The 25336-nt window shown below is 70.8% G+C and carries 21 protein-coding genes; 13 read left to right on the top strand and 8 right to left on the bottom strand.

Annotation, left to right across the window (positions count from 1 at the left end):
- Window positions 1–157: 157 nt before the first annotated feature.
- Window positions 158–2302, bottom strand: a complete 2145-nt coding sequence (locus OHA98_RS18200) for a SpoIIE family protein phosphatase (RefSeq protein ID WP_266927050.1) — start codon at window positions 2300–2302, stop codon at window positions 158–160.
- A gap of 263 nt (window positions 2303–2565) precedes the next feature.
- Here OHA98_RS18200 and OHA98_RS18205 point away from each other — a divergent pair, with 263 nt between their 5' ends.
- Window positions 2566–3648 carry an enoyl-CoA hydratase/isomerase family protein gene (locus tag OHA98_RS18205; protein WP_266927051.1) on the top strand — a complete coding sequence of 361 codons (1083 nt, stop codon included), beginning with the start codon at window positions 2566–2568 and terminating at the stop codon, window positions 3646–3648.
- 62 nt (window positions 3649–3710) lie between these two features.
- Here the strand turns inward: OHA98_RS18205 and OHA98_RS18210 are convergent, their stop codons facing one another.
- On the bottom strand, window positions 3711–3938 hold the full coding sequence (locus OHA98_RS18210; protein WP_266927052.1) for a hypothetical protein: 228 nt from the start codon (window positions 3936–3938) through the stop codon (window positions 3711–3713).
- A gap of 96 nt (window positions 3939–4034) precedes the next feature.
- Window positions 4035–4556 (bottom strand): hypothetical protein, encoded by a 522-nt coding sequence (locus tag OHA98_RS18215; RefSeq protein ID WP_266927053.1) that lies wholly within the window; start codon window positions 4554–4556, stop codon window positions 4035–4037.
- A 353-nt stretch (window positions 4557–4909) separates the two neighbouring features.
- Here OHA98_RS18215 and OHA98_RS18220 point away from each other — a divergent pair, with 353 nt between their 5' ends.
- Both OHA98_RS18220 and OHA98_RS18225 read left to right on the top strand, forming a co-directional pair.
- Window positions 4910–5749 carry a pentapeptide repeat-containing protein gene (locus OHA98_RS18220; RefSeq protein WP_266927055.1) on the top strand — a complete coding sequence of 280 codons (840 nt, stop codon included), beginning with the start codon at window positions 4910–4912 and terminating at the stop codon, window positions 5747–5749.
- Window positions 5750–6010: 261 nt separating this feature from the next.
- Complete coding sequence (locus OHA98_RS18225) at window positions 6011–7405, top strand: radical SAM protein (protein WP_266927056.1); 1395 nt, start codon at window positions 6011–6013, stop codon at window positions 7403–7405.
- A gap of 86 nt (window positions 7406–7491) precedes the next feature.
- Here the strand turns inward: OHA98_RS18225 and OHA98_RS18230 are convergent, their stop codons facing one another.
- The gene (locus tag OHA98_RS18230; RefSeq protein ID WP_266927058.1) at window positions 7492–8151 is read right to left on the bottom strand and encodes an NADPH-dependent F420 reductase; all 660 of its coding nucleotides are present in this window, start codon (window positions 8149–8151) and stop codon (window positions 7492–7494) included.
- Window positions 8152–8341: 190 nt separating this feature from the next.
- Here OHA98_RS18230 and OHA98_RS18235 point away from each other — a divergent pair, with 190 nt between their 5' ends.
- From OHA98_RS18235 to OHA98_RS18250, 4 genes are all read left to right on the top strand, one after another.
- Window positions 8342–8893: a glycoside hydrolase family 25 protein gene (locus OHA98_RS18235; RefSeq protein ID WP_266927060.1), complete on the top strand. Its 552-nt coding sequence runs from the start codon at window positions 8342–8344 to the stop codon at window positions 8891–8893.
- A gap of 124 nt (window positions 8894–9017) precedes the next feature.
- Window positions 9018–9974 carry a zinc-dependent alcohol dehydrogenase gene (locus OHA98_RS18240; protein WP_266927062.1) on the top strand — a complete coding sequence of 319 codons (957 nt, stop codon included), beginning with the start codon at window positions 9018–9020 and terminating at the stop codon, window positions 9972–9974.
- A gap of 172 nt (window positions 9975–10146) precedes the next feature.
- Window positions 10147–11844, top strand: a complete 1698-nt coding sequence (gene ctaD / locus OHA98_RS18245) for a cytochrome c oxidase subunit I (RefSeq protein WP_266927064.1) — start codon at window positions 10147–10149, stop codon at window positions 11842–11844.
- Between the two features lie 77 nt (window positions 11845–11921).
- Complete coding sequence (locus OHA98_RS18250) at window positions 11922–12263, top strand: hypothetical protein (RefSeq protein WP_266927065.1); 342 nt, start codon at window positions 11922–11924, stop codon at window positions 12261–12263.
- Between the two features lie 75 nt (window positions 12264–12338).
- On the opposite strand, the gene OHA98_RS18255 is transcribed toward OHA98_RS18250, so the two are convergent.
- The 4 genes from OHA98_RS18255 to OHA98_RS18270 all read right to left on the bottom strand — a co-directional run bounded on the left by OHA98_RS18255 (window position 12339) and on the right by OHA98_RS18270 (window position 16558).
- On the bottom strand, window positions 12339–13955 hold the full coding sequence (locus tag OHA98_RS18255; RefSeq protein ID WP_266927067.1) for a sigma-70 family RNA polymerase sigma factor: 1617 nt from the start codon (window positions 13953–13955) through the stop codon (window positions 12339–12341).
- A 183-nt stretch (window positions 13956–14138) separates the two neighbouring features.
- On the bottom strand, window positions 14139–14333 hold the full coding sequence (locus tag OHA98_RS18260; protein WP_266927069.1) for an antitoxin: 195 nt from the start codon (window positions 14331–14333) through the stop codon (window positions 14139–14141).
- Between the two features lie 303 nt (window positions 14334–14636).
- Complete coding sequence (locus OHA98_RS18265; protein WP_266927071.1) at window positions 14637–15656, bottom strand: MASE1 domain-containing protein; 1020 nt, start codon at window positions 15654–15656, stop codon at window positions 14637–14639.
- Window positions 15657–15727: 71 nt separating this feature from the next.
- Window positions 15728–16558: a PP2C family protein-serine/threonine phosphatase gene (locus OHA98_RS18270; protein WP_266927073.1), complete on the bottom strand. Its 831-nt coding sequence runs from the start codon at window positions 16556–16558 to the stop codon at window positions 15728–15730.
- Window positions 16559–16750: 192 nt separating this feature from the next.
- Between OHA98_RS18270 and OHA98_RS18275 the strand changes: the two genes are divergently transcribed.
- The 6 genes from OHA98_RS18275 to OHA98_RS18300 all read left to right on the top strand — a co-directional run bounded on the left by OHA98_RS18275 (window position 16751) and on the right by OHA98_RS18300 (window position 25324).
- Complete coding sequence (locus OHA98_RS18275; protein WP_266927075.1) at window positions 16751–17020, top strand: hypothetical protein; 270 nt, start codon at window positions 16751–16753, stop codon at window positions 17018–17020.
- Window positions 17021–17556: 536 nt separating this feature from the next.
- Window positions 17557–19017 (top strand): polyprenol phosphomannose-dependent alpha 1,6 mannosyltransferase MptB, encoded by a 1461-nt coding sequence (gene mptB, locus OHA98_RS18280; RefSeq protein WP_266927077.1) that lies wholly within the window; start codon window positions 17557–17559, stop codon window positions 19015–19017.
- 329 nt (window positions 19018–19346) lie between these two features.
- Entirely contained in the window at window positions 19347–21008 is a 1662-nt protein-coding gene (locus tag OHA98_RS18285; RefSeq protein WP_266927079.1) for an ABC-F family ATP-binding cassette domain-containing protein, read from the top strand.
- 64 nt (window positions 21009–21072) lie between these two features.
- The gene (locus tag OHA98_RS18290) at window positions 21073–22794 is read left to right on the top strand and encodes an ABC-F family ATP-binding cassette domain-containing protein (protein ID WP_266927081.1); all 1722 of its coding nucleotides are present in this window, start codon (window positions 21073–21075) and stop codon (window positions 22792–22794) included.
- A 93-nt stretch (window positions 22795–22887) separates the two neighbouring features.
- Window positions 22888–23661 carry a hypothetical protein gene (locus OHA98_RS18295; RefSeq protein WP_266927083.1) on the top strand — a complete coding sequence of 258 codons (774 nt, stop codon included), beginning with the start codon at window positions 22888–22890 and terminating at the stop codon, window positions 23659–23661.
- A gap of 133 nt (window positions 23662–23794) precedes the next feature.
- The gene (locus OHA98_RS18300) at window positions 23795–25324 is read left to right on the top strand and encodes an SDR family oxidoreductase (protein WP_266927085.1); all 1530 of its coding nucleotides are present in this window, start codon (window positions 23795–23797) and stop codon (window positions 25322–25324) included.
- Window positions 25325–25336: the final 12 nt, after the last annotated feature.

Below are 25336 nucleotides of genomic sequence, written 5' to 3' on the forward strand. Positions count from 1 at the left end.
CGCTGTCCGTCCGGCACGCGGGCCTACAGGCCGCACCCCGTGTTCTCTGAGACCGAGCTGTTGAGCGTGTGAGGACGGTCCGCCGAGGGGCGTGTCGCATCACTTCCGGTGGTGCGGCACGCCCCTCACCCTCGTACCGGTGCCGGCGCGGCAGCTCTCAGCGTGTTCCGGAGCCGGCCCCGGCTGTGGACGGGGGCGCTGCGGCGGGCCCGGGATTCGGGCCGATCTCGCACCAGACGGCCTTTCCCTCGCCGCGGGGTTCGATCCCCCAGCGGGTCGCGACCGCGTCGAGGAGAAGCAGTCCACGGCCCGACGTCGATGTTTCCCCCGGGGTCCGCCGTCGGGGCCACACGCTCGACCGGTCCTGTACCGAAAGCCGTACGCGCCGTACCGGCTCGGGCAGCACCTCCAGGGTGAGTACGGCTCCGCCCTCCGTGTGGAGGAGCACGTTCACCAGCAGTTCACCGGTGACCAGTTCGGCATCGTCCGCCAGCTCGGCCATGCCCCAGTCGGCCAGCGCCTGGCGGACAATGGCACGGGCGTCAGAGAGTCCTTCCGGGTCCGCCTGGTGGATGTACTGATGCAGCCGGGGCGCGAGCGGCGACCCCACATCGGGGCTTCGGCGCAGCACCAGCAACGCCACATCGTCCCCCGAACCCCACCGTTCCCACAGCCTGTCCGAGAGATGGTCCGCCAGTGCCTCGGCGCCCGCCGGTCCGGCGCCGAGTTCGTGCGAAAGCGCCGCCACACCCGCGTCGATGTCGGTCCCGGGCTCCTCGACCAGCCCGTCGGTGAAGAGGACCAGGGTTTCACCGGGCACCAGATCGAGCCGGGTCTCGGGGAACTCCTCGTCCTGGAAGTCCGTGGAGATCCCCAGAGGCAGGCCACCGCGCACCTGGGGACTGCCGACCCGGCCGTCCGTGTGCCGGATCAGCGGGCCGAAGTGCCCGGCGCGGACCACCCGCACCGATCCCGACACCAGGTCGACCTGGGCATAGGTGCATGTGGCGAAGCGGTCGGTGTCCAGCTCGGCGAGAAAGCGGGAGGCGCGCGCCAGTACGGTGGCCGGCGCGTGACCCTCGCCCGCGTAGGCGCGCAGGGCGATGCGCAACTGCCCCATGATGGCGGCCGCGTGGGTGTCGTGGCCCTGGACGTCGCCCACGACAATGCCGAAGCGGTTGTTGGGCAGGACGATCACGTCGTACCAGTCGCCGCCGACCTGCCGTCCGCTCCACGCCGCGTGGTAGCGCACCGCGATCTCCCCGCCCTCGATGTCATGGATGCGTCGCGGGAGCATGGCCGCCTGCAGGCCGGTGGCGAACTCGCGTTCCTCGTCGAACAGCATCGCCCGCTGGAGCGACTGGGCCACGATCGCGGCGAGCCCCAGGCACAGAAGCCGCTCGTCCGGATTGAAGACCGTGCGCTCCCGGTAGAACAGGGCGAGCCCGCCGATCGGGCGGGCCTGCGCCACCAGCGGCAGATAGGCGGCGGCACGGAACTCCAGCTGTCCGATGTGCGGCTCCAGCACGGGATACCGCCGGGCCAGGGAGGCCAGCGAGGTGATGAAGCGGGGCTGCCCGCTGAGAATGGTGTCCGCCAGCGGCAGCTCGTGGTTGAGATCGCCGGAGCCGAGCTCGTCGAGTACCTCCAAGGACTCGCCGGCCAGCGCGATGATGTTGAGCGAGGAATTCTCCACCAGCCCGAGCGCCAGTCCGTCGGCGCCGACCCTGGCCAGTCCGCCCGGTCCTGTCAGCGCAGCTGTCACATCGTCCACGGTCACGGCACGCGACATAGCGCTCGTTGTGCGTTCAACGATATTGGTCTGGCGCTGGCGCTGTTTCTCCAGGTCCAGTACGAAGGCCGAATGGGCGACCTCCGCCGTCGCGTCCCGCACGATTCCGACCATCCGATGGGCCTGTCCGTCCGCCGACCGCAGGATCCGGGCCTGGAGATGCGTCCACTGGCTGCTTCCTTCGTCGAGCGGGACCCGGAAGTGGATACTGCAGGAGGTGCTCCCGCTGCTGATCGCCTCGTCGATCGTGTCGTTCACACGGTCCCGTTCCGCCGGTTCGAGCCGGTCCATCACCATGCGCGCGTCCGCGTCGAACGCGGCGGGATCGACGCCGAGAACCATCAGCCCCGCATCGTCGATGTCCAGCGTCCGGGAATCCAGATCCCACTCGAAGCTGCCGGTCCGGTTCAGGGCCAGGCGCTCCGCCGGCCCGAGTCCGCCGTTGTGCCGCCGGTCGATCCGGCTGAGCGGCCGGGCGTCGGCGTCTTGTCGCTGCTCGTGGTCGGTCATACCCCCTCCGGAGGTCGTCCGGCCGGGGCTGCTGGACGGCGCGGCCCTCAGGACTCAATTGTCGAGCCGGTCCGGCGGGACTGCCACAGCGGATCACCCGGCCGGGCCCCGGTCCCCGCCTCCACCGTGTTCCGCCCATGTCCCGTGGACCCTGCCGCCCCCCTCTCCCACGCCGTCACCGGCCCGTCGCACAATGGGCAGGGAATGATCGTCCACGAATGGTGGACGGTCCGCCCACAGGCCCACCGACCGGGAGCGCACACATGAACGATGACGGCCCCGTCCTGCTGCACACCCAGGGCCACGCCCTGTACATCACGCTGAACCGGCCACGAGCGCTCAACGCGCTGAACCACACCATGGTCCGGTTCATCGACGCGGCGCTCGCCGGTGCCGAGTGTGCGGACGAGATCACCTCGGTGGTGATCGGCGGGGCGGGGGAGCGCGGTCTGTGCGCGGGCGGTGACATCCGCACCCTTCACGACGACGCACGCGCCGGGGGCCGGTCCTCCTTGGAGTTCTGGCGCGACGAGTACCGGCTCAACGCCCGCATCGCCCGATTCCGCAAGCCGTACGTCGCGCTCATGGACGGCATCGTGATGGGCGGAGGCGTGGGTGTATCGGCTCATGGCAGCATCCGTGTCGTCACGGAACGCTCACGGGTCGCCATGCCGGAGACCGGCATCGGATTCGTGCCCGATGTCGGGGGCACGCACCTCCTGGCCGCCGCTCCCGGGGAACTGGGCACACATCTGGCGCTGACCGGCCGGAGTGTCGGCGCCGCCGACGCACTGCTCTGCGGCCTCGCCGACCACTTCGTACGGTCGGAGCACCTGCCGGAACTCACCGCGGCCCTCGCCACGAGCGCCACGCCCGACGAGGTCGCACGGACGGTGCGCCGGCACACGTCCGAAGCGCCCGGTGGCGAACTCGCGTCCGCGCGCCACTGGATCGATGCCTGCTACGCCGCGGAAACGGTCGAGGACATCCTTGAACGGCTGCACGGCAGCGGCGTGCCGGAGGCGCGGGACACCGCCGCGACCCTCCTGACGAAGTCGCCCACCGCGCTCAAGGTCACCCTCGCCGCGGTACGCCGGGCGCGCGCGCTCGACAGCCTGGAAGCCGCACTCGACCAGGAGTTCCGGGTCTCCAGCCGGGCTTTCGAGCAGCCCGACTTCGTGGAGGGGGTACGCGCCCAGATCATCGACAAGGACCGGAATCCGCAGTGGAAGCCGGCCGGCCTCGCCGAGGTCTCCGACCGCGACGTCGCCCGCTTCTTCGCGCCGCTCGGCCCGGACGAGCAGGAACTCGGACTCGCTGTGGACGCGGGTACGGACAGGGCCTGACGCGCCGGTCGGCGGTCCCTGACGTGTGTGCCGCCGGCCTCGGCCTGAGGCCGACGCGCCGGTCAGTGACCGTTGCCCGACAGGCTCGGCCGCAGGGCCCGTACGAGAGCGAAGAGCCTGTCCTCGTTGCCGGACAGCCCCGCGCCACTGAGTGCCTGGTCCGCCTCCTCCATCGGAGACGTGAGCAACGGCAGGTAGAGAGGCATGTCGTCCGGGTCGGAGAGAGCGGCCCGGGTGGCTTCCAGTAACCGGACATACGCCCGGGCCGCGGCGAGTTCGTCTTTGTCCATCACAGCATCTCCTGGTCAGAGGTGTCGGACCGGCAAGCATCCCCCATGGGTCTGACAACGTCCCGCGGACGGCTCCCGCTCCCCGGTCGGCCGGTGTCAGGCGTCTCGCGGGCCCGGAGGGCCGGCGGGCGGCTCCACTTCCAGGAACCTGCGTCGCCGGGGCCCGCGGTAGAGCAGCGCCGTCCAGCCGAGCCGTCGCAGCGCGCCGGCGCACCGGGGCAGCGCGTCCTCCTCCTCGTGAGCGGCCCCGCTTCCGGGTGGACCGGCCCACTCCACCCGTACCGTGCCCGGGGATTCGCCCTCCAGTACGCGATACCCGGCCGCCGTGCGCCGGCCGGAGGCGTCAAGGGCGGAGGGGACCGCTCCGGAGGCCTCCAGGGCCAGCGCGACGGCCCGGACCGGCCGATGGAGCTCCCATGCCGCGGGCACCCCCTCCGGGTCGGCCTGCCCGGTGTTGGTCAGCCTCCGGATCTGGAGCAGCCCCTCGAAGGCGGTCCGCACCGAAGCGGCCCGCACCTCCGCCGCCCGCCGGGAACCGCCGGTCCCGTCGTCCGCCCCCGAGAGCGGCGGACCGTCCCCGGTGGCCGGTTCGAACCCGGTCTCCTCCTCGGCGCTCATCCAATTCCCCTTCTCCGGTACCGCACTGCGCTCCAGTGTGCGCCGGGCCACTGACAACGCCGAAGCCCGACGGGCCCGCAGCACGCGAGAGCGAGGGACCCGCGGCGGCGCCGCGAGTGCGCCCGCCGGGGTGCGACCAGGGCGCTGCCCCTGCCCATGGGGGTCAGCAGGGGAGCAGCAGGGATACGACCAGCCGACGCGCGAGCGGACGGCGGCTCCCACCGTGGCCGGCGGCCGGGCCGGCGGGTTCCGGGGCAGTCGCGCGGCCGCAACTGATCATGGGCGCGGCGCGTCCGGGTGATATCTCGCTAAACTCGGCCCCCTCGCACTTCAGAACAGAGGAACCGCACCCCGTGTCCGACAACGATCCGAGCGTCGCACCCGACAGCGAACGTGCCGCTCTGCGCGCGGACTGCGCGAACTGTTTCGGGCTGTGCTGCGTCGCGCTGACCCTGACCGCATCGGCGGACTTCGCGATCAGCAAGGACGCCGGGGAGCCCTGCCCCAATCTTCAGGAAGACTTCCGCTGCGGCATCCACACCGCGCTGCGGCCGAAGGGCTTCTCCGGCTGCACGGTGTACGACTGTTTCGGCGCGGGCCAGAAGGTCTCCCAGGAGACGTACGGCGGCCAGGACTGGCGGTCGGCCCCGGACACCGCTCAGCAGATGTTCCAGGTGTTCCCGGTGGTGCGCCAGTTGCAGGAACTGCTCTGGTACCTCACCGAGGCGCTCTCCCTGCCCGCCGCCGGGCCCCTGCACGCCGAGATCGGGCGTGCCCTGGAAGCGACGGAACGTCATACCCGCCGCCCCGCCGCGGAGCTGGCCGGACTGGACGTGGCGGCCCACCGGGACGGCGTCGCCGATCTGCTCCGGCGTGTCAGCACACGTGTGCGGGCCACCGCGCCCCGCCGCAAGAAGCGTGGCCACCGGGGCGCCGACCTCATGGGCGCCCGGCTCAAGGGCGCCGACCTCCGGGGTGCCGACCTGCGCGGGGCCTACCTCATCGCGGCCGATCTCTCCGGCGCGGACCTGCGCCTCGCCGATGTCATCGGCGCCGACTTCCGGGACGCGGACCTCTCCGGTGCCGACCTCACCGACAGCCTGTTCCTCACCCAGACCCAGCTCAACGCGGCCAGGGGCAACGCGGCGACCGGCCTCCCGGGCCGTCTGACCCGCCCCACGCACTGGAGCTGACCCTGGGGCGGGACCCCGCTGTCAGACACCCCCACCGGACTCCAGCTCCGACTTGAGGCGTGCCGGCGTGGAGCCGGACGGACCGTGGTGCCGGAGTCCCGGGGCGCCACACCTTACCCGCGGGTAGTTCCGTCCGGTCCACGGGCGGCGCCGCGCGGTGGCACACGAGCGGGGGTGCGAACGGTCGGCGGCCCTGGTTCGTTGGAGAGTGTGGCGTACGCGCGACAGCGCCCAGTGGACCGCACCCGAGGAGCCCCGCACATGCCCAGCCCTACCGAAACCGGCGGCACCGGCACCGATACGACCCGTACCGGTCCCACCGGCTCCGGCCGTACACGTCTGGTGGAACAGCTCATGGAACGGTTCCCCCACGTGCCGCGGGAAGCGGTCATCAAGGAGGACCTGCTCCGCGGCGGCGTCGCCTTCGACGAGTCCGCGCTCAGCGACAACGAGCACGGCGACGTCAAGCCGAAGTCGTACTTCATCTTCTCCTTCGACCACGGCACGCTGCCCGAGCTCGGCGCGGCCGCGCTGCGCCGTCCCCCCGAGGAGATCGTGCTCACCGGCGGTCCGTACGGGCTGCGGCGCACCGTGGTGTCCGTGCGGGTCAACCCGGCTTCCCCGTACCGCGTGGCGGCCGGCCAGGACGGAGTGCTGGGGCTCTATCTGGACGGCAGGCGCATCTCCGATGTCGGTCTGCCCCCGATGCCCGACTACTACCGCCACACCCTGGAGAACGGTAAGTCCGTGATGGAGGTGGCCCCCACCATCCAGTGGGGCTACCTGATCTACCTCACCGTCTTCCGGGTCTGCCAGTACTTCGGCGCCAAGGAGGAGTGCCAGTACTGCGACATCAACCACAACTGGCGCCAGCACAAGGCGGCGGGACGCCCCTATACCGGGGTGAAGGACGTGGAGGAGGTCCTGGAGGCCCTCGCCATCATCGACCGGTACGACACGGCGAAGACCTCCACCGCCTACACGCTCACCGGCGGTGCGATCACCTCGCACCTCGGCGGACGCGACGAGGCCGACTTCTACGGGCAGTACGCCAAGGCCATCGAGGAGCGCTTTCCCGGCCGGTGGATCGGCAAGGTCGTCGCCCAGGCCCTGCCCAAGGCCGATGTGCAGCGCTTCCACGACTACGGAGTGCGGATCTACCACCCCAACTACGAGGTGTGGGACCGCCGTCTGTTCGAGCTGTACTGCCCCGGAAAGGAGCGTTACGTCGGGCGCGACGAATGGCACCGCCGCATCCTCGACTCCGCCGAGGTCTTCGGCCCGCGCAACGTCATCCCGAACTTCGTCGCCGGTGTGGAGATGGCCGCGCCCTCCGGCTTCGCGACGGTCGACGAGGCCATCGACTCCACGACCGAGGGACTGCGTTTCTTCATGTCGCACGGCATCACACCGCGCTTCACCACGTGGTGCCCCGAGCCCACCACCCCGCTCGGCAGAACCAACCCGGACGGGGCGCCGCTCGAATACCACATCAGGCTGCTGGACGCCTACCGCTCGACCATGGAGGAGTACGGTCTGTCCTCACCGCCCGGATACGGTCCCGCCGGGGCCGGTCGCGCGGTGTTCTCGGTGAGCTCCTTCATGGACAGCCTGGCCCCGGACCAGGCGGCGCCGGAGGACGGTGCGGCCGGCTGACCCCGGCGCCGTGCCCGCCCCGGTACCGCCCCTGTCACAGGGCCGGACGCCGCCGGGGCGCGGCACGGTTTCCCGCCGTGACGGGGTCAGGCACGCCACTGCGAGGTGCGCTCCGGCGAGGCCTCGGCCAGTTCCTTCACGATGACGTCGGCATCGCCCCGGCTCCCGTAGACGGGCGTTCCGGGCTGCTGCCGCCACGAGTCGTCCAGACCGCCCGCGTCCACGGTGTCGAAGCCGAGCTCGTCGATGAGGTCGCGCACGGCTTGCTTCGCCGCGGTGTCGTCTCCGGCGACCGGCAGTGCCTGACGGCCGGTGCTGCCCTGCGGGCGGCCCCGGTCCAGGATGTCCTGGGCGTACGTCCCGTTGAAGGCCTTGATCACCGGGTGCCCGATCTGCTGCTCGGTCCAGCGGCTTTCGGGCAGACCGTCCTCGATGGCCGCGATCCTGCCGTCGCGTTCCTGCGGGTAGTAGTTGCCGGTGTCGATGACCACGGCACCCGGCGCCGCGCCGTCGAGGACGCCGGAGGGCAGCACGGGCACTGCCTTGAGCGGAATGGTCACCACGACGATCCGGGCGTCCTTCGCCGCCTCGGTCACGTCGACCGGGGTGGCGCCGGTCTCCGCGGCGAGCGCCGTGAGCGTCTGCGGGCCACGGGAATTGGCGACGGACACCTCATGTCCGAGCGCGGTGAGCCGCCGGGTCAGGTTGCCGCCGATGTTGCCCGCTCCGATGATGCCGATCTTCATGGTCCGACCTTCCGCTGCCGACTGCCTGATGAGAAGTGGTCTCGTCGCATCACCAACTGCACACCGGCGTGCGCTATTCCGTGTCCGGCCGAACGGATTCCCCGCCGATGGCGAGGGTGGAACAGGATCTCGGCGGGCACATACCAGGACAAGAACCGGAACCACAGAGCCCCACTTGGAGGCAGTGCCCATGCTGCACGGAGTCGACATCAGCGCGTATCAGCCGTCCTACGACACCGACGGCCTCGACTTCGTGTTCATCAAGGCCACCGAGGGCCGTTCGTATGTCAATCCGGCTCTGGGCGCACAGGTCAAGCGGGCGCGGGACGCCGAATGCGTCGTCGGCTTCTACCACTTCCTGTGGCCGGGGAACGTGGCGGACCAGGCGGCGTACTTCCTGAGCAAAGCACCGGAGAAGGCCGGCGATCTGCTCGCTGTCGACTGGGAGGAAACCGGGGAGGGCACCCGGGCCAGCAACGCGGAGAAGGACCGCTTCATCCGTGAGGTGAAGCGCCTGCGGCCCGGTCAACGCGTCCTTCTGTACTGCAACCGTTCCTTCTGGCTGAATCACGACACGACCTCGTACGCGGGCGACGGGCTGTGGATCGCCGACTACGTCACGGCAGGCAAGCCCCGTATCGAGGCGTCGTGGCGCATCCACCAGTACACCGACCACCCGCTGGACAAGGACGTGGCCGACTTCTCCTCCCTGCGGGCGATGCGCGACTGGGCGGCCGGGTAGCCGAAAAGCCGCCGCGCCGAGCACGTACGTTCACACAGGGGAAGGCAGGCCCCGATCGCTCGGGAAGCGAACCCCGGGCGATCGAAATAGTCTATCCTGAGGCCTTTGTTCACCATGCCTCAGCATGCCCGCGTCGGCCGGCCACCAGGTCCTGGTGCGGATGGAGACGTCCGGGCTCTGCCACACCGACATCCACGTGGCCCGGGGGGACTGGCCCGTCAAGCCGAGCCCGCCGTTCGTACCGGGTCACGAGGGCATCGGGATCGTGGAGGCGGCCGGAGACCAGGTGGGCCATCTCGCGGTGGGGGACCGGGTGGCGATTCCCTGGCTCGGTGAGGCGTGCGGGCACTGCGACCACTGTGTCTCCGGCTGGGAGACACTCTGCCTCCAGCAGCGGAACAGCGGCTACTCGGTCGACGGCAGCCATACCGAGTACGCACTCGCGCACGGCACTTATGTGGTTCCCGTCCCCGACGGCATCGATCCGCTCGACGCCGCGCCCCTGACCTGTGCCGGCGTCACCACCTACAAGGCGGTCGAGCTGTCCGGAGCCCGCCCCGGCACCCGCGCCCTGATCTCCGGGATCGGCGGACTCGGGCACCTGGCCCTCCAGTACGCGCGGATCTTCGGCGCCGAGACCATCGCGGTCGATGTCACCGACGAGAAGCTGGCGCTCGCCCGGGAACTGGGCGCCGACCATGTCATCGACGCCCGCGTCCAGGACGTGGCCGAGGAGACCCGCAGGCTCGGCGGCGCGGACGCGGCGATCTCCCTGGCCGTGAGCAATGAATCGTTCGGGGCGGCGTACGGTGCGCTGCGCCGCGGCGGCACCCTGGTGCTGGTGGCGCTTCCGGCCGCGGGGAAACTCGAACTCCCCGTATTCGACACGGTGCTGAACGGCACGAAGGTCGTCGGCTCCATCGTCGGCACCCGCGAGGACCTCGCCGAGGTGTTCCAGCTCCATCGCCTCGGCCGTACGAGAGTTGTCCGGGAAACCCGCGGCCTCGACGACATCAACACCTCGATCGACGAGGTCCTGAGCGGCAAGGTCTCCGGACGCCTCGTCTTCGACCTGCGCTGAGGATTCACCGGGCGGGCCCGCCCCGAGCCGGCCCGCCCTGACCGATGGGCCATTTGAGTGTCCTTGGCGGGCGCTCGCGCAGCGCCCGGAGAGATGTCCCACCGCACCGATCTCCGCGGGTCCATTCTGGTCGCCGAGTCCGCAACGGGCCGTCGACCGAAGGAGCGTCGCAGTGACGACGAGGGACACCTCACAACCGGTGGAAGCCGATGCCGCCTACCAGAATGAATTGCCGGTACGGCGCGAGGAACCGGGAAACGTCGTCATCAAGTGGCTGACCAGCACCGACCACAAGACGATCGGCACGCTCTATCTGGTCACGTCGTTCGCCTTCTTCTGCATCGGCGGAGTGATGGCGCTCTTCATGCGCGCCGAACTGGCCCGTCCCGGCACGCAGATCATTTCCAATGAGCAGTTCAACCAGGCGTTCACGATGCACGGCACCGTCATGCTGCTGATGTTCGCGACGCCGCTGTTCGCCGGATTCGCGAACTGGATCATGCCGCTCCAGATCGGTGCGCCCGACGTGGCGTTCCCGCGGCTGAACATGTTCGCGTACTGGCTGTACCTCTTCGGCTCGGCCATCGCGGTGGCCGGCTTCCTCACCCCGCAGGGTGCCGCCGACTTCGGCTGGTTCGCCTACTCCCCGCTCACCGACGCCGTCCGCTCGCCGGGCATCGGCGCCGATATGTGGATCATGGGTCTGGCCTTCTCCGGCTTCGGCACGATCCTCGGTACGGTCAACTTCATCACCACCATCATCTGCCTGCGCGCACCCGGCATGACGATGTTCCGCATGCCGATCTTCGTCTGGAACGTCCTCCTGACCGGTGTGCTTGTCCTGCTGGCCTTCCCGGTCCTCGCCGCCGCACTGCTGGCGCTGGAGGCGGACCGCAAATTCGGTGCGCATGTCTTCGACGCGGCCAATGGCGGCGCACTGCTCTGGCAACACCTCTTCTGGTTCTTCGGCCACCCAGAGGTGTACATCATCGCCCTGCCGTTCTTCGGCATCGTCAGCGAGATCATTCCGGTGTTCAGCCGTAAACCGATCTTCGGATACATCGGTCTGATTTCCGCGACGATCGCCATCGCGGGGCTTTCCGCGACCGTGTGGGCCCACCATATGTTCGTCACCGGCGCTGTATTGCTGCCGTTCTTCTCCTTCATGACCTTCCTGATCGCGGTGCCGACCGGTGTGAAGTTCTTCAACTGGATCGGCACGATGTGGAAGGGTTCGCTGTCCCTTGAGACACCGATGCTCTGGTCCGTCGGGTTTCTCGTGACGTTCCTCTTCGGCGGTCTGACCGGCGTCATCCTGGCCTCGCCGCCGATGGACTTCCATGTCTCCGACTCGTATTTCGTCGTCGCGCACTTCCACTATGTGGTGTTCGGTACCGTGGTCTTCGCGATGTTCGCCGGATTCCACTTCTGGTGGCCGAAGTTCACCGGCAAGATGCTGGACGAACAGCTCGGCAGGATCACGTTCTGGACGCTGTTCGTGGGCTTCCACGGCACATTCCTGGTGCAGCACTGGCTCGGTGCCGAGGGCATGCCGCGTCGTTACGCGGACTACCTCGCCGCCGACGGCTTCACCGCGCTGAACACGATCTCGACGATCTCCTCGTTCCTGCTCGGCCTGTCGATGCTGCCGTTCTTCTACAACGTCTGGAAGACGGCCAAGTACGGCAGGAAGATCGAGGTCGACGACCCGTGGGGTTACGGCCGTTCGCTGGAGTGGGCGACCTCCTGCCCGCCGCCGCGGCACAACTTCCTCACCCTGCCGCGGATCCGTTCCGAATCCCCGGCGTTCGACCTGCACCACCCCGTCGTACGCGCCCTGGACGAGGCCGCCAACAGCCCCGCCGTCTGAGTGAGGGCGGCTCCGGGGGACAAGCAGGTGTGAGGGCGGCAGCCCAGGACCAGGACGGCCCGACGACAGGAGGACCGGTGAAACCACACGAGGACAGTGCCCGCGGCCTGGCCCAGCTGGAGGGCTATCTGCTGTGGAACGCCGAGATCGAGGAGGCCCGCAGACAGGCCCGCCGCCTCACCGGACAACTGCCCTGGCTCACCACGGCTCAGCGCGAGGACGTGGAGCGCGTCTACCTCATGGAACGGATGGCCGGCTGCCGGGAGTCGCTCACCCGGATCACCGGCCGGGCCGCCGAGCTGCGCGGCGAGTACACCGAGCGCTACGTGCGGCTCCGGGCGCGCTGCGTGGCGGCTTCCGTGGTGGCGGTGAGCGCCGTGGGCGGCGCCTGCACCGCACTCACCGTCCTCACCCGGTGAACCGGCGCGCGCCTGTCACCATCCCCGCCACAGCTCGGGGAACGGTCGTCCGGGCGAACGGCCGGCCGGGGCGGCTCATCCGGCGGCGCCGAAGTTCTGGGTCCACACCGGCCCGCTCCCGGTGCTCCGCATCCCCACACCGATCTCCTCGAACGAACAGTTGAGGATGTTGGCCCGGTGCCCGGGGCTGTTCATCCATGAACTCATCACCTCCGCCGGGGTGCGCTGGCCCTTCGCGATGTTCTCCCCGTACGTGCTCCAGCGATAGCCGGCCGCGGTGAGGCGATCGCCCGGATCGGTGCCGTCGGGCGAGGTGTGCGCGAAGTAGTCCCGGGACGCCATATCGGCGGAATGCCGCTGCGCCGCCGTGGACATCAGGCCGTTTCCGCGTACCGGACCGCATCCTTCCTTCGCACGCTCGGCGTTGACGAGATCGGTGACCTGCTGCGACACGGAGGGCGGGGCGGGCGGCGCCGGAGTGGCAGGCCGGGGAGAGGGCGCCGGGGTGCCCGCTGCGGGCCGTGCACTGCTGCTCGCCGTGGCCCCGGCGGTGGGAGAAGGCGTCCGCGACGGTGAAGCGGTGGGCGAGGACGGCACCACGGACGCCGGCCGCGGCGGCGTCGCCGCGGGCGCCGAGGAGCGGGTGGAGGCATCGGGCGCACCGGCCGTGACCGCCGCCTCGTCCCGGTCGGAGTCCCCGTCGTCCGCGTAGAGATGTACGGCGCCGCCACCGGTGCCCAGGGCCGCGACCGCGACCAGCGCGGCCACGACCGTATTGCGCCGTCGCCGCCGGAGGCCACGCCGGCGCTCCGCACGTCCGGGCCGGTGCGGACGGACGGCGGCGGTGGTGGCGGACCCGGCCGCGTGACGGGCGGCGGCGGGTCGTCCGGCGGCTGTGTTGAGCAGGTCCGGGGCGGCTTCCGGGAGGGACGGCGCCAGAGGTACCAGGGCCAGTCCGACGAGCAGGCCCTCCGCGGGGACGAGCTGAGAACCGTGACCCGAGCAGACGGTGCAGCCACGGGCATGACGGGCCAGACGCTTGCGCCAGAGGGCCGACGGCACCCCGTCCCATCCGGCGACGATCTCCTCCAGCAGGACGCAACGGGGGCGGGAGCCCAGCGCGCCCACCACCACCCTGGCCGCCTCCAGCTGGGCCTTCATCCGCTGGACCCGGACCGCAGTGTGCTGCGGGGTCAGTTCCAGAGCGTCGGCGACCTCGGCCCGGGACACCTGACCCGCGGTCTCCAGCCACCACAGTGACAGCAGAGCCCGGTCCTCCTCGTCCAGCCACCGCGTCGCCTCCGCCACCTGGCGGCGCTGTCCGGTCAGACCGAGCCGGAGAATAGTCACATCGACGAAATCGGCACCCGGGTCAGGCCTGTCGTGAGCGTCGTCCAGATGGTCGGCGGGCATGGCCCCGGACCGCTGCTCCCGCCAGTGCTCGCGTATCTCGTTCATGGCTATGGCCACCAGCCAGGAGCGGAAACGCCCGGGATCACGCAGCCCGGGAAGACCCCGCAGCATGCGCAGCACCGTCTCCTGCACGACGTCATCGACGTCCGCGTGCCCGTTCAGCGCACGGCCCACGATGTTGTAGAGCAACGGCAGATACGACGCGACGAGCCGGTCCTGCGCCTGCTGGTCGCCGCTCCGCGCCGCGGTGATCAACGCCGTGCCGTGTTCCTCGCCCATGCTGTGCTCACTCTTCCGGGGTCCTGTTCCGTCTCTTCCCACACCCGGGAGACGCGGTGCGGGCGGGACAATAACAAGAATCCGCCGGACCACCCCAAGTTTCTGCCCTCGGGGTGGTGGCCGCACCGGCCGTCGCGATGAAGCCGTTCGTGAGCACGGCCGGTGGCGTACGGTCAGGGGCCGTCAGCGGCGGGGCGGCCCGTCCTGGTCGCGGTCGGTGCCGAGCTGCTGCTTGAGCTTGTCCTGCGCGGTGTCGACCTGGCCGCTGTACTTGCCCTTGGTCCGGCCGTCGACCATGTCACCGGTCTTGTCGACGGCCTTGCCCGCCTGAGCCTCGTGCCCCTTGAGCATCTTCTTGAGCTTGTCCAGTGCGGACATGGCTGAGCCTCCTCGCGTCTGCCCCCCACCCATCCAGGGTCACCGCACGGCGCCCGGCCCGCATCCGGGGGCGTATGCCGGGCTGTGGCGCCGTCGCGGGGGCCGGAAGGTTGAAGACCGGCTGCGTGGGCAGATACCGGTTGACCAGTAGGAGGTGGTGGCAATGGGCCGCATCAGGATCGTCCGTCGTCCGCCGCCCCCGTCCGGGCCGCCCCCGCTCGATCTGCGGACCCCGTCCGGGCGGCCCCTGCCGTACTGAGCGGATCCGGCGCGACCGGCGGGTCGCCAGGGGCCGGCGGGACCTCACGCGGTGAAGGGTGGTCCGCCGTCCGGGCCGCGGCTCCCGCTGCCGCCGTCGCGCCGCTGAGGCGGAGCTCCCGACAGCGGTGCGAACTGCTCCACCAGCGTCTGCAGCTCCTCGACGGCATGCTCCGTCCGGCGGCGGATATTGGTGTGTTCGGCCACGATCGCGGCCAGCAACAGCGCGGTGAGCGCCACACAGCCGTTGAAAAGCGACAGGTTCACCATGATCTCCACCAGGCTGTGGTTGTCGAACGGTCCCACGCCATCGGTTCCGGCGACGATCGCCAGCACGGACACCAGCAAGGCGCAGGGCGCGCTGCCGGGCAGTTGAAAGCGCAGCGCCGCCCAGATGAGCACCGGAAACACCAGATAGATCATCGACAGCGAGCTTCTCGTCGCCAGCAGGCCGACCGACAGCGTCGCGACTGCCAGCACCGAAGCCTCCACCCAGCGGTCGGTCATCCGCGGCAGCCTCGCCCTCCGCAGGACCAGCACGAGCGGGGTGACCACCAGCACCCCCATGGCATCGCCCGCCCACCAGGACGACCAGACCAGCCAGAAGCTGCTCGTCGGCAGTTTGCCGCTGAGTAGCAGTTGCACGCTGCCCACCGTCGCACTGATGAGCATTCCCACGAACGCGCCGAGAAGAACGAGCATCATGCCGTCCCGCAGACGTGCCAGATCGACCCGGAAGTCCGCTCTGCGCAGCATGAGATACGCGCACAGCGGTGCGACCGTATTGCCCGCCACGATGCCGAGACCGGAGAACGTGACGGAGCCTCCGGTCGCGGTGATCGTCAGGAGCGCCCCGAGGGCGATGCCCGGCCAGATCCTCGTTCCCAGAATCAGCAACGCGCCCAGAGCGACGCCCGTGGGCGGCCAGAGCGGAGTGACGATGGACCCGTGGACCACCACTTCCCTGAGCAGGCCGAGCCGTCCCGACCCGTAGTAGACGGCGGCGACGCCCAGTATCTGCGCGACGGCCACGGCCCGATGTCTGGCTTCCTTGCTGCGGATCACACCTGTCATCAGACACCGACCGCATGGGGAGGCGGCTGTGACACGCTCGGCGGGCGCGCGACGCGCCTGTGTCACCGCGGCCGGCGGGCGGCCTCATGACGCAGGACGAGCACCGCCGCGTCGTCCTCGTGGCCGGTGAACTCCGCCGCCCCCAGCACCTCGTCGGCCAGTTCCTCGGCGCTCGCCCCGGAATGGGCGCCGACCAGCCGGCGCACCCGGTCCAGGCCGTCCTCGATCAGCAACGACGGGCCCTCGACCACGCCGTCGGTGAGGAGCACGAGGGTTCCGGCGGTGTCGAGCGTGCGCCGGGTGACGGGATAGTGCTCCCCGGCCGCGATGCCCAGAGGCAGGCCGCCGGGGTCCTCGGTGATGCCGGACAGCCCGTCCACGGTCCCCCATACGCACGCCACATGACCGGCCCGCGCACTGTGCAGCTCCCAGGTGCGCGGGTCGAGCCGGAGAAACGTACAGGTCGCGAACAGTGCGGAGTCCACGGACAGCAGCAGATCGTTCGTACGCGCCATGACGTCGCCGGGATCGGAGGCCGTGGCCGCGATCGCGCGCATGGCGATGCGTATCTGCCCCATGAAGGCCGCCGCCTCGACGTCGTGGCCCTGGACATCGCCGATCGCGAAGCCGAGGGCCCCGTCGGGCAGCGGGAATCCGTCGTACCAGTCACCCCCGATGTCCAGCCCGTGGCGGGCGGGGGCGTAGCGGGCGGCGCTCTGCAGTCCCGGCAGCGTCGGCAGCGACGCGGGCAGCATCTCGCGCTGGAGGGCCTGCGCCAGCTCGACGCGCGCCTGGTGCAGTTCCACTTCCTGCCGAGCGCGGGCGGTGAGACTCTGCAGGGTGTTGAGCAGTTCCTCGGCGCTTCCTGAGCGGGGAGTCCGACGCGGGTTCATGGGCCGCTCCGCGGTGCGTTAGTTCCTGCATCATATTTCGGGCACCTGCGCGGGGCGACTTCGGACGGTGGCCGGGGAGGACGGGCCGTCGCGGGGGCGGTCCGGTACCGGCTCGCGGAAGCCGAGCACCGCCGGATGCCGGATGGTCCGACGCACCGCGCCGTTGTCAGTGCCCGGTGGGATGCTGCCCGCATGGACGAGCTCATGAGGCAGCGCCGGGTGTACGGCACCGACCACGACGACCCGCACCCCGGACCGAAGGCCGGCCACGAGTACCGCGAGCTGGTGGGCGGTCCGCTGGACGGACTGCTCCTGGACGTCACGGGCTGGAGCGACGCGGCGCTGCGCGACGGTGCGGGGCTGATCACGGAGATCGGTGCCTACGGTCCGGGCGGGCGGGCGGAGTACGGGCCGCGCGACGGCGATCCGGACCGGTGGGACTGGCGGGGCGATGTGCGTTAGGGCGTGTGTCGAAAGTAGCGCCGTCCGCCCGAAGGGCGGTGCTCACGGCGTCCGGTGCGTGCGATCGCACGGCGGAGGAGTGTTCTCGTACTGGACGTACGTGGACACTCCGACAACGCGGACAACGCGGACAACGCGGATAACGCGGATAACGCGGCGAGCGTGCGTGCCGGGCATCGCGGGCCAGGCGGGACTTTCACACACGCCCTGGACGCGCCGACCGTGCGGACGACGGCGGGACACCCCGGGCAGGGGCGTGCTCTTCTCGCCGGGGGAGCCGTAGCCACTGGGGGCGCCCGTAGATCCAGATGCGGGCGTCCGGTTCCGGCGCGAGGATCGGATTACGGGCGGTGGTCCGGCCGCGCCCTGGCCCTCTCGGGTCAGTTCTCCCTTCCGGGTGCTTCCGGTCCGCCTCCCGGCCGCATCCGTGAACACGTACCGGTCCTTCGTACCGGGTCGTCCAACCAGGCGGAGCGAACGCCGCCCTGTCGAGCTGGAGTGTTTTGCCGCGCGCCTGTTCGATAGGTTGGCGCGTCATGAGGGCATTGAGCGCTGTTGGGTACCGTCGGCTGGGCGCAATCGGATCCGTGGCGGCCGCCGTGGGGGGCTGGGGAGCGGGATCACTCCCGGCCCGTGACCCGTGGGGGCTCTGGCCGGCCTACGGGCCCGGAGTGACCGCGGCGGCAGCCGTGCTCGCCTACGCCGGGCTGACGCTGCTCGTCGTCGCCTGGTGGCAGTACGGCAGGGCCGGGGCCGGTGTGCGCGACACACTCGTCACCCTCGTCTGGTGGGCGGCCCCGCTCGTGCTGACACCGCCCCTCTACAGCGCCGATGTGTACAGCTACATCGCCCAGGGCGCGATGGTCATCGAGGGGCACGACGTCTACAGCGTCGGACCGTCGGTCCTCGACCCCGGCGGGCTCGGCGGTGACGCCGCCGCGAGCGTCGGGAGGAACTGGACCGACACGCCCGCACCGTACGGCCCGTTCTTCCTGATCCTCGCGCGACTCGTGACCTGGGCGACGGGCGGGACGATCGTTCCCGCCGTGCTGGGCATGCGGCTCATCGCCCTGGGCGGGCTGGTCCTGATCGTGTGGGCGCTGAGGCGTCTCGCGCGCGAGTACGGCAGGAGCGAGAGCGGCGCCCTGTGGCTCGGCGCACTCAATCCGCTGCTGCTCATCCATGTGGTCGGCGGGATACACAACGACGGGCTGATGATCGGGCTCATGCTCGCGGGCACGGTGCTCGCCACCCGCGGACGGTGGGTGGTGGGGAGCGCGCTCGTCGGGCTCGCCATGATGGTCAAGTCCCCGGCGGCGCTGGCGCTGCTGTTCATCGGCGTACTCGTGGGCAGGGCGGCGACCGGGCCCCTGGTACGACGCGTGGCCAAGGGACTGCTGGCGCCCGGTCTGGTCGCGGGGGCGGTCGCCGTGGCGGCGGCACTGCTCGGCGGCACGGGCTTCGGCTGGCTCGGGAGCCAGGGGGTCGCGGGTTCCATACACACGGCACTGTCGGTCACCAGCGACCTCGGCCTCGTACTCGGCGAACTGCTGCACCTGCTCATCGGATCCGATGTCGAGCCGGTCAAGAGCGCGGTGCAGACCCTGGGCCTGGCGGCGGCGCTCGGCCTCATCCTGCACTTCGCCTGGCGGGCGGTGAACGGGCGCCTCACGGCGGTGCACGCGCTGGGGCTGTCCCTGGTGGCCCTGGTCGTACTCTCGCCGATGGTGCAGCCCTGGTACCTCCTGTGGGGCGTGACGGTGATCGCCGCCACCGAATGGCGCGGCCGCACAGCGCGGGTACTGGCCGTGCTGTCGGCGGCGCTCGTGTACGAGACCCATCCCTCGGGGAGCACACCGGCGTACGGATTCGTCCTGGTGGGTGTCGTCTGCGTGGTGGCCGCACGTCTCGTGCGCCGCGAACGGGCCGTATGGGACGCGCCCCGCATGCCGGACATCCGTACCGAGGGCGACCTCCGGCCACGCGTTCGCCTCTGAGCCGGCCTGTGAGCGGCCCGGCGTCGGACCAAAGGTTTGGCACCGGCGCGGGCCGTGGGGGTACACTGCGGGGGTCCTATTGTCTCCGATAGAGGTGGACGTTGCGCATCTGAGGTTCGCGATCATCACGCGGTACGGCACCGTCCGTACACCTGTCACGCCGCTGCTGGCATTCCTGCCGCCCGTGACCCCGCGTGGATGCGACCTCGGTGCATGAGCCGTCCCTGACTTCTCGGAAGGCCGCACTCCCCTCTTACCCGGCTTGGTCGCCGTGTGGTGCTCGCATACGAAGCCCCCTGTACACCGCGCTTGCGACTGCGAGGACCTCCATGGCCAACCCCACCCTGCCCAGCGCCTCCGTGACCTGTTCGGGCCTGTCCTTCAACTGGCCGGACGGCACCCCCCTCTTCGACGGCTTCTCCGTCAGCATCGGCCGGGGACGCACCGGCCTCGTCGGTGCCAACGGCACAGGGAAGTCCACTCTGCTGCGCCTCCTGGCAGGCCTGCTGCGTCCCTCCCAGGGGTCGGTGACGGTCGGCGGAACACTCGCCTACCTGCCGCAGAACATCACGCTCGGCACGACACTCCGCGTCGACCAGGCCCTGGGTATCGCCGAGCGGCGGGCCGCGCTGAGCGCCATCGAGGGGGGAGACGTGGACGAGGCGCACTTCGCGGTCATCGGCGACGACTGGGACGTGGAGGAGCGGGCACGGGCGACCCTGGACTCACTCGGCCTCGACGGCGTCGAACTGGACCGGACCGTGGGCGAGATGTCCGGCGGCGAGACCGTACTCCTGCGCCTGGCCGCGCTTCTGCTGGAGCGCCCCGACGTTCTGCTGCTCGACGAACCGACCAACAACCTCGACCTGTTCGCACGGCGCCGGCTGTACGAGGCGGTCGACTCCTGGCGCTCCGGTGTGCTGGTCGTCGTCAGCCACGACCGTGAGCTGCTGGAGCGCGTGGACCGCATCGCCGAACTGCGATCGGGATCCGTGAGCTGGTACGGGGGCGGCTGGTCGGCGTACGAACAGGCCCTGGCCACCCAGCAGGAAGCCGCCGAGCGCATGCTGAGGGCCGCCGACGCGGACGTGCGGCGGCAGAAACGCGAACTGGAGGAGTCCCACATCAAACTGGCCCGCCGCGAGCGGCAGGGCCGGAAGGTGGAGGCAGAGCGGCGGCTGCCGAAGATCCTCGCCGGTGCGCGCAAACGGGCCGCGCAGGAGTCGGCGGGCAAGCTCCGCGGACTGCACGAGGACCGCCTCCACGAGGCACGCGAGCGGAGGGAGGAGGCCGCGGACGCGATCCACGACGACGCCGAGATCAGGGTGAGCCTGCCCCGTACGGCCGTGCCCGCCGGCCGCACCGTACTGACCCTGGAACAGCTCCGCCCGCGGTACGGCAAGCTGCTGGACGGCAACCTCCAGGTGCACGGTCCCGAACGCATCGCCCTGGTCGGGCGCAACGGGGCCGGGAAGACGACGCTGCTGCGCACCCTCACCGGAGAGCTGGCACCCCTGGCCGGCGAGGCCAGGACGTTCGTGCCGCTGCGGTTCCTTCCGCAGCGCCTGGACGTGCTGGACGAGGAGCTGAGCATCGCGGCGAACGTGGCGCGCATGGCTCCCGGTGTCGACGACAACCACATCCGCTCCCAGCTCGCACGGTTCCTGTTCAGGGGAGCCCGCGCCGAACAGCCGGCGGGCACCCTCTCGGGCGGGGAGCGCTTCCGGGCCGCGCTCGCGGCGACGATGCTCGCCGCACCCGCCCCCCAACTGGTAGTGATGGATGAGCCGACCAACAACCTCGACATGGCCAGCGTGCGGCAGCTGACGAGCGCGCTCGACCACTACGAGGGCGCACTCCTGATCGCGGGCCACGACCTGCGTTTCCTCGAATCCATCGGCATCACCCGCTGGCTGCTGGTCGAGGAGGAACTGCGGGAGACGAGCGCCGAAGAGGTCCGCGGCCTGCTCGGAGCGCCGGACGCGGAATGACGGCTCCCGCCGCGGCGTCACCTCACACGTTCACCACCGACCGGAAGGGAACACTCTCCTGAAGATGTCCGGCACACCTGGGGACCGCGCCGACGAGCAGGACGTCCTGTCCGGCGACCACCACTCCGCACACCTCCTGGCCGAGAACGTGCACTGCGTGCTCGGGGACCGCCAGGTGCTGCGCGACGTCTCGCTGAAGGTCTCCCGCGGCGAGCGGGTGGGCCTGATCGGCGAGAACGGCCGGGGCAAGTCGACGCTGCTGCGCGCACTCGCCGGTGAACTGCCGCTGCGGCGCGGTCGGGTCGTGCGCGCGGTCGCGGGCCAGGTGGGATTCCTGCCGCAGGAGCCCGGCTTCCCGGCCGACGCGGTCATCGAGGACGTACTCGTCCGGGCCACCGCCGAATTCGGCGAACTGGCCGAACGGATGCGCGCCGCCGAGGAGCGGATGGCCTCCTGCGAAGGTGACCCGGGCGAGGTGCTCAGCGAGTACGGCAGCCTCCAGGACGAGTTCGCCCGGCGCGGCGGATGGGAACTCGACGCCCGTATCGGTGAGGTGCTGGACGTCTTCGGTCTCGGCGGACTGGACCGGACACGCCCCACCGCGACGCTGTCGGGCGGCGAGCGGTCGCGTCTGGGACTCGCCGCCCTGGTCCTCAGGGAACCCGCCGGACTGCTGCTGGACGAGCCGACCAACCACCTCGACGACCGCGCGGTGGACTGGCTCGTCCAGTGGCTGGGCCGGTACCGGGGGCCGTGCCTCATCGCCTCGCACGACCGGGTCCTGCTCGACACCGCGGTCACGGCCATCGTCGATCTGGACGGCCCCCACGGCTCCACCGTGCGCTACGGCGGCGGATACCGCGACTACCTCGACGACCGCGCGGCGGCGCACGCACGCTGGTGGCAGCAGTACCGCGACTGGCACCAGGAGCTGGCCGAGGCACGGCGGAGACTCGACCGGGCCGCCCGGTCGGGCCGTACCTTCAGCGGAATCCGGGACGCCGACAAACTGGCCTACAACGCCGCCGGAAGCGCCGCGGAGGCCGCGGCCGCCCGTGCGAACCGCGCGGCCCGGCAGCAACTGGGACGGCTGCTGGACGAGGAGGTGCCGCGCCCGCCCGAGCCCCTGGCCTTCCGGCCTCCCGCGACCGGGGAGGTGCCCGAAGGAGTGCTGATCAGGGCCGAAGGACTGGTCGTCGGCGATGTGCTGCGCGGTGTGGACCTGGAACTCTCCCCGGGCACGCGGTACGTGATCACCGGACCGAACGGTGCGGGTAAGTCCACCCTTCTGTCCGTACTGGCGGGCCGGCCGACGCCCGACGCAGGGAGGGTCGTACGCGAACCGGGGGTGCGCGTCGGCCACTTGCCGCAGGAGAGCCACTTCACCCAGGAGCGGCGCGGCCTGCTGGACACCTTCGCCGCCCACCGGTCGGCCTACGTCGACGACGCCGCGGCGGAACTGACCAGGTTCGGCCTGTTCGCGGCCACGGACTTCGGCACTCCGGTCAACCGGCTGTCCGTGGGCCAGCTGCGGCGCCTCGAACTCGCGCTGCTGTTCGCGCAACGCCCGCACCTGCTGCTGCTCGACGAGCCCGGCAACCACCTCAGCCTGGCTCTGGTCGAGCAGTTGCGGGAAGCGGTGGAGCGGTTCACCGGCCCTGTCGTCATGGTCACCCATGACCGCACGGTGCGCGAACGCCATCGGGACAGCGTGCTGGAACTGGTGGACGGGCGGCTGGCCCGCCCGGTGCGGCCCGCCGGACGGAGCGTACGCCGGGGTACGTGAGGTTCGTGCGGGTCGGCCACGGGACGACCGGGGGCAACCGCTTCTCCCGCCGGACTCTGGCCCGGCCCGGGGGCCGCTGCCACCATGGACCGTATGACCCAACTCCAGCTGGCAGTAACCGCTTTGGCAAGCGCGGCGGGCGTGTACACCGTCCTGGCCGTCCTCTGGACGCTACGCGCCAGGGCCGACCGGGCAGCCGCCGCTCAGCTGGGCGATATGGACATCGACCCCTGTCACGCGGCGGCCACCGCGGGCGACACGCATGACGCCGTCGAGCACGCGGCCGCGGCGCTGCTGCTCCAGGGCCGGTTGCGGATCGACGGCGACGGGCGGCTGGATGCGACCGGCGACGGTGATACGGGCCATCCGCTCTGCGACGCCCTGCTGGACGCCGTACGCTGCCGCGCCCCCGTCACCCTGCGCCGGCTTCGCTGGGACACCGGACTGCGCGTGCGGTGCGAGGCGTTCCTCCGTGAACAGGATGCCGCGGTGCCCCGCTGGGCAGGCCGCCGGAAGGACGGCCTGGGCGTCACCGCGTGTGCCACCGCGTTCGCGCTGTCCTTCTTCTACGCCGTCCAGCTGGCGTTCTGGCACGAGCCGGTGGCCTCCGACCTGGCCGACATACTCTTCGCCCTGTTCCTCACCGTGATCACCGGCCTGATGATCGCCGTCCCCCTCGTCTGGCTCGCGCTGAGCGCCTGGCCGCAGCGCCATGACCCCTTCCGCGCCCATTGCGCCGCGCTCCCGCAACCGGTGATGACCACCCTCGACGAGGAACGCCGCAGACGGCTGGGCGAGAGCCGTGTACACGTCGAGCCGTGGGAACGCGAGGACATCACGTGGGTGGACAGCGGGGGAGCGTTCTGAAGCCCGTCCCGTACATCTCGCGCCCGCCGGGGCCTACGGGACAGCCTCTGGCGGGTCCCCACAGCTCCGGAAGCGGAATCGGCCGGGGGCGGGCACGGTGGAAGGGCCGGTGACCGCGAGATTCGGAGGCACCATGGACCAGCAGGACACCGCGCCGGGACTCCACTGCCTGGTGACCGGTGCGACCGGCTACATCGGAGGGCGGCTCGTCCCCGAGCTGCTCGACGCCGGGCATCGCGTACGGTGCCTCGCGCGGACTCCCGAGAAGCTGCGCGACCACCCCTGGACGGGCCGGACCGACGTCGTCCGCGGTGACGTCCTCGACCCGGAATCGCTCCGTACCGCCATGCGGGGGGTGGACGTCGCCTACTACCTGGTGCACGCGCTCGGCAGCGGCCGGGACTTCGAGGCCACGGACCGTGAAGCGGCCCGGAACTTCGCCGAACAGGCACGTGCCGCCGGGGTGTCCCGCCTCGTCTATCTGGGCGGCCTCACCCCCGTCGGCGTACCGCGGGACGAGCTGTCGCCGCACCTGCGCTCGCGAGCGGAGGTCGGCGACATCCTGCTGGGGTCCGGAGTGCCGGCCACGGTGCTGCGCGCGGCCGTGATCATCGGCTCGGGCTCGGCCTCCTTCGAGATGCTGCGCTACCTCACGGAACGCCTGCCCGTCATGGTCACCCCGAGCTGGGTGTCGACCAGGATCCAGCCGATCGCCGTCCGTGACGTACTGAGGTACCTGGTGGGCAGCGCCGCCATGTCCGCCGAGGTGAACCGCACCTTCGACATCGGCGGCCCCGACATCGTGACGTACCGGGAGATGATGGAGGAGTACGCCGCCGTCGCCCGGCTGCGGCCCCGGCTGATCCTGCCCGTCCCGATGCTGACGCCACGCCTGTCCAGCCACTGGATCGGACTCGTCACACCGGTGCCCCGCTCGATCGCCCGGCCGCTCGCGGAGTCGCTGAAGTACGAGGTCGTCTGCGCCGAACACGACATCCGGCGGTATGTGCCCGACGCCCCGGGGCAGCCCTTCACCTTCCGGCGGGCGCTCACCCTCGCGCTGCAGCGGGTGCGTGAGGCGAACGTGACCACGCGGTGGTCCTCGGCCTCGGTACCCGGCGCACCGAGCGACCCGCTGCCCACCGATCCGGACTGGGCCGGCGGCAGCCTGTACACCGATGAACGGGACACGGGCATCGACGCGTCCCCCGAGGCGCTGTGGCGTGTCATCGAAGGCATCGGAGGCGACAACGGCTGGTACTCGTTCCCGCTGGCCTGGGCCGTCCGCGGGTGGCTCGACCGTGTCGTGGGCGGTGTCGGCCTGCGGCGCGGACGCAGGGACGCCGGACGGCTCAGAGTGGGCGACGCGCTGGACTTCTGGCGCGTCGAGGAGATCGAGCCCGGGCATCTGCTCCGGCTGCGCGCCGAGATGCGGCTGCCCGGACTGGCCTGGCTGGAGCTGTACGCGGAGGAGGACGGGGAGGGCGGTGCCCGGTACAGACAGCGCGCGCTGTTCCATCCCCGGGGGCTGCTGGGCCACGCCTACTGGTGGAGCGTCTTTCCCTTCCACTCCGTCGTGTTCGGTGGCATGGCGCGGAACATCACGCGAGCCGCACTGAAGCCGACACGGTCGGAACGGGCCGAGGCGGCCGCGGCCCTCTGAAGCGGTGTGACC

The sequence above is a fragment of the Streptomyces sp. NBC_00654 genome (genome assembly GCF_026341775.1).
In the GTDB taxonomy this organism is placed as follows: Bacteria; Actinomycetota; Actinomycetes; order Streptomycetales; family Streptomycetaceae; genus Streptomyces.